This window comes from Ruegeria sp. CJ3, assembly GCF_056536725.1.
In genome coordinates this window covers 1-2302 of sequence record NZ_JBQFQE010000021.1, presented here as the reverse complement: position 1 = coordinate 2302, position 2302 = coordinate 1, and the positions used below count along the sequence as shown (strand labels likewise).

The following is a 2302-nucleotide window of genomic DNA, read 5'->3' as shown; positions in this document are numbered from 1 at the left end:
GGCCTAGTTGGTGATGATCATTTGCGCGGTGGCGAGGGTGCTGACACGTATCGTTATGCGCTTGGTGACGGCGATGATCACATCTTGGACTGGGACAATGATGCGGGCGTTTCTGATCGTTTGGTGTTTACGGATGTGAATGTTGACGATGTTACGTTCACATCGACTGGTGGCGAGGACCTGGTGATTACGCTGTCGAATGGCGAGCGGATCACGGTTCAGGATCACTTTACCGAAGACGGCCACGAAGCTATTGAGCAGATCGAGTTCGCCGATGGGCTTGTATTGAATACCGAGTCCATCCGAACGAAGTCTCTGGAAGATCAGAAGAATGGGGGATCTGGAACTGTCCTCGGCTCGGATATGGCCGAAACATACACTCATTCACTTGGTGATGGGTCTTATCGGATTACGGATTGGGACAACAATCATCGTACTGACAGATTGGTATTCACCGACGTCAACGTCGATGACGTGCGCTTTGCTTCGAATGGTGACGAAGATCTAATCATAACGCTTTCGAACGGCGAGCAGATTGTTGTTGAGGATCACTTCACTGAAGATGGTGATGAGTCCATTGAACGGATCGAATTTGCGGACGGAGTTGTCCTTGGCCTTGATACAATCCGCGAGAAGTCTGTCTCAGATCAAAAAAGCTCTGGCTTAGGCTTGGTGCGTGGTACGGATTTTGCCGAGACGTATACTCATACGCTTGGCGATGGGTCCTATGCTATCAGCGATTGGGACAACAATCATCGTGTTGATCAATTGGTGTTCGCGGATGTGAATGCGGATGACGTGCGCTTTGTTTCCAATGGTGGCGAAGATCTTGTCATAACGCTGTCAAATGGTGAGCAGATCCGAATCATCGATCAATTCTCCGAGGACGGGGATAGAGCTATCGAGCAGATTGTCTTTGCTGATGGCATGATTATGAACGCCCAGACGATCAGAGACAAATCCGTCTCCGATCAGAAGATCAATGGCAATGGAACTGTAATCGGAACGGATTTTTCCGAAACCTATACGCATACACTCGGAGACGGCTCGTACCGTATTGTGGACTGGGACAACAACAGCCGCACTGATCGGCTGCTGTTTACGGACGTGAACTCCGATCAGGTTGAATTTACCGCAATCGGAAATGATTTGCGTGTTCACTTGCCGGATGGTGACATTATCACGATCTCTGGACAGGTGAGCTCGGCCGCCAATTCGATAGAGATATTTGAGTTTGCCGATGGTGTTACGTGGTCTGCAACGGATGTTGCTGGGCTTGTTGTCCCTGCCAGCGATGTCACGAATGACAAATTTGGTACGGAAGCAGGCGAAGCGTACACCCATACACAAGGGGATGGGTCCTACAGAATCTCGGATTACGACGTGCACAGCAATGGTGGTGCCGACAGCCTGACCTTTACAGATGTGAATGCCGATGAGGTGACGGTGGGCCGTATGGGCAATGATCTGACGATCACCCTGTCTAACGGCGAGCAGGTCACATTGGTGAACCAGCTCAGCGAGAACAAGTGGAGTTCGATTGAGACCGCCTCCTTCGCGGACGGTACGACCCTGAACCAGGATGAGCTGCGCAACCGCATGGTCTCGGACATGAAGGCTGGCGGCGCGGTGATCGGCAGCGAGAATGGCGAGAACTATGCGCATGCATTGGGTGACGGATCCTATTCGATCTCGGACTACGATGACTTTAGCGACCGCACCGATATCCTGACCTTTACGGACGTCAATGCCGACGAGGTGACTGTGGGCCGTATGGGCAATGACCTGACAATCACCCTGTCCAATGGCGAGCAGATCACGCTGGTGAACCAGCTTGATGAGAACAAGTGGCGTTCGATTGAGACCGTCTCCTTCGCAGATGGTACGACTTTGAATCAGGACGAGCTGCGCGATCGCATGGTCTCGGACATGAAGGCTGGGGGCACGGTGATCGGCAGCGAGAACGCCGAGAACTACGTACATGCACTGGGTGACGGATCCTATTCGATCTCGGACTATGATGACTTCATCGACCAAACCGACACTCTGACCTTCGCAGATGTGAATGCCGATGAGGTGACGGTGGGCCGTATGGGTAATGACCTGACGATCACCCTGTCCAATGGCGAGCAGATCACACTGGTGAACCAGCTTGATGAGAACAAGTGGCGTTCGATTGAGACCATTGCCTTCGCGGACGGTACGACCCTGAACCAGGACGAGCTGCGCGACCGCATGGTCTCGGATATGAAGTCGTCGGGCACGGTGATCGGCAGCGAGAATGGCGAGAACTATGCGCATG

Annotated in this window: 1 protein-coding gene; it reads left to right on the top strand. The window is 52.6% G+C overall.

Annotated elements, in window-relative coordinates; genetic code table 11:
* Positions 1-2302 (top strand): calcium-binding protein (locus ACR0J1_RS19345; RefSeq protein ID WP_480734401.1); only part of this gene is annotated, 2302 nt, incomplete at both ends.